1 protein-coding gene is annotated in these 3,115 nt (G+C 62.2%); it reads right to left on the reverse strand.

Annotated elements, in window-relative coordinates; genetic code table 11:
* Window positions 1-127: 127 nt before the first annotated feature.
* A partial coding sequence (locus AB0I15_RS66630) for an Ig-like domain-containing protein (protein WP_358121097.1) occupies window positions 128-3,115 on the reverse strand: 2,988 nt, incomplete at its 5' end.

The raw sequence follows: 3,115 nt of genomic DNA on the forward strand, positions 1-3,115 counted from the left end.
TATCCTCTCTTTTTTTTTTATATAATTCTTCTGTCTCCCGCCCCCACCTCCCCCGACACCCGGGGGGGGTGGGGGGGGGGGCGGGGGCGGGCCCCCCCCCCCCCCCCCCCCCCACTCTAGTGGCATGTCAAGGCTTTACGGCTTTGGTACACACATTGAACGCTGAACGAATGCCGATCTTGTGGGAGAAGGTGATGGAGAACCGGTCTCCATGGAGAATCCGCCGCCTGTCGTAGAAAATGCCGGTCTTAGTCCCTGCGGTGCTGTTTTGACTCTTCGATATAATGCAGAGAGAGAACGGGATGTCCGGCACCAAAGGTAGGAACTCCCAGCGCTCCCAGGTGCTTGCGAAGGGATACTCGTCGCAGTCTCTGGTTTGGTTCTTTGAGTAGCCCGCCCCGAAGATCTGGATGCACTTCGGGTAGGTTAGCCTCTTGCGCCTGCTCTCAGCCTCCTCGCCGTCGATGCGGTGCAGGAAGCTGAGCTGCCCCGGCGGTGTCAGAAACTTGGGATCGCACCCGCGTATGCGTTTCTTCCGGCTGGTGTTGTAGAGGTGGTATGGATGGGTGTCCTCCGAGTTGTAGCACGCTTTGTACCAGTGCTCGTACGCCTGGTTGAACCCGTCATTGTAGGCGAGTTCTAGCTGCGGATTGTACGCGGCAAAAACGCACCCAGACTTGTGCTTGAAGTAGGATGCGGTGCTGCAGCGTATGGATCTCGAAAATTCGGACAGATTGACGCTAACGAAGAACCGGCTTCTGTATTGCTGCGAGTCGATGCCCTGGACATAGACCATCAACTCGTCGGTTGTGGCCTTTTCCTTGTTTTCGACCTCTTCTTTGGTCTTGGGCTCGAGGAGTCCCTCTTCCCAAATGATGGTGCGCTTGTCTTTCGCCATATCGGCGGGGCAGTGCAGCCGGAATCTACCCGCGTAGGGATTAGTCTTCCACTGAGCGTAGGAGCGGATTACGGTTGTGCCGTCGGTCTCCCGGCAGCCGGTACGGCGCGGTATCGCACCGATTTTGAGACGCTGCGAACTCCAGCCCGGGCTTATGGTGATGTCTTGTTTGACGCGCACTATGACGTCGATCAGCATGTCACGGCTGGTCTCCCCTCGGGCCTTGTCGGGGCTGCGCTCGCCATTGAAGGTGTAAGCCAACGAGATGACTTCCGCTAGGAAATAACTGCCTGCGGGGCCGTTTTTTACACCGTGTTCGACTTGTCCGATGGAGCACCAGTTGTACTCGTCCTGCGTGTATCCCTCAGGTCGGCCCGCCTGCGCCCTATGGCTCTGACATGCGTCTTCGGTGATACGGAGTTTGCCTTCGTCGTGGGTTATAGGTGGGTCGAACAAGGCAGCCGTGGCAGCGTTCGCCGGCGAGGCGGCAGAGGCCGCAGATGCAACCTGGAGGGTCTGCCAGTCGGTCCACGTTCCGGCCTGCTCGTTAGTGACGACCCGGGCCCGCCATCTCGCCTTCTCGCCGTTTCGCAACCGGCCCTCGGGAACCTTGAGCGTTACCTGCGACTCATTGGCTTTGGCGGTGGTGTGGCCAGACCAGATCAGCTGTTTGTCCGAGGTTGCCTTCCCCGCTTTGTCGGTTTTCGTGGACGTGCGGACGATTTCTGCTTCCACCTTCTCTTCACCGTGGCGCCCGGCAGGCAGCCAGGCGGTCAGGCGGGGGGAGAGATCGGAGGTGGTGGTGACGCCGTCCACGATGTGGCTGTCTTCGACCACCAGCTTCTGGATCTCGGTGGAGGAGTTCGCCTGCGACTGACGCCCTACCGCGCCCGTCGCGGCGGTGCCGACGGGGGTGTTCATGTCGGTCAGGATCTCGGCTGAGGTTTGGGCCCGGTTGTAGACGCGCACCTCGTCGATCAGGCCGCTGAAGAATTCTCCGCCAACGGCGTTGCCGCCGATCTTGAGCGGGCCGCCATTGTCGTAGAGGTTGCCGCTCACCGCTGTCTGGGCGACCTGTTGTCCATTGACGAACAACCGCAGGGTAGCGCCTTCGTAGGTGAGCGCCAGATGGCTCCAGCTGTTCGGAGTCAAAGAGGTGGATGAACTGACCGTGGAGGAGGTCGTGAGGCTTGTGCTCACTCGCCCGGTTGGGCCGGCTCTTCCGCCGTTGGCGGCATACAGGCCGTAGGAGGGACCCTGCGCGCTCAACTCCTTGCCCACCACGAAGCGAGCTCCAGCGGGTGCGTTGACCCAGGCCGACAGTGTCATCCCGTTTGTCAGACGCAGTGACTCCGCGTGCGGGACGCTGACCCAGCTGGAGGAACCATTGAACGACAGGGCCTTGCCGTACTTACCATTCACCCAGGCGGTGCCGCTGCCGGTACCGGTGTTGTTCTGCACCGAAGAGTCGGCCACGCTCACGCCTGAACCCTCGTTCATGCCAAAGGCTGCGACCAACCCCGGCACCGGCGTGGTGAATGTCCAGGTGTGGGGCGTCATGATGTTGCCCGAGCCGTCCTTGGCGCCGCTCACCTCGACTCGGTACACCGAGACGGCGAGCGGTGAGGCCGGGGTGAACGTCCATTCGTCGGTGTCGCCCGCCGTTGTTCCCTGCACGGTCGCGTTCGATGAGTCCTTGAGCGTGATCTGAACGCCGGATACCGCCTCGCTGAAACCGACCCTGATGGCGGTGTCCGCCGGCACGTTGGTTTCGTTCGCGGCGGGGGCGGTGCCGTCCACCTTGGGCGGATCGGTGTCAGGACCGCCCGTCGTGAACGACCAGATGTGCGGGGCGGCCATCACGTTGCCGGCCGCATCTTTAGCGCCGAAGACCTCCGCCGTGTAGCGGGTGTTGGCAGCAAGCGGCTGTTCGGGCACGAACTGTGCCGTGTTCTCATCCGGCTGCCTGGACACCCCGGCGACCGGGTTGCCGTCGGCGTCTTTCACCACCATCTGGGCTTCGACGACCGGCTCGCTGAACGATGCCCAGATCTCGGTGTTGGGCGGTACACCTGTCGCGTCCTTGTCCGGGCCGACGGCGACCACGGTCGGTGGGTCGGTATCCTCGGCGGGCGGGTCTTCCGGCCCTGGAGGCGTGTCGTCCAGGTCGGTGGTGGAGACGGTGGATGTGGTGTTGGCCGCCTTCAACTGCTGCAG

The sequence above is a fragment of the Nonomuraea sp. NPDC050643 genome, from assembly GCF_040654715.1.
In the GTDB taxonomy this organism is placed as follows: Bacteria; Actinomycetota; Actinomycetes; order Streptosporangiales; family Streptosporangiaceae; genus Nonomuraea.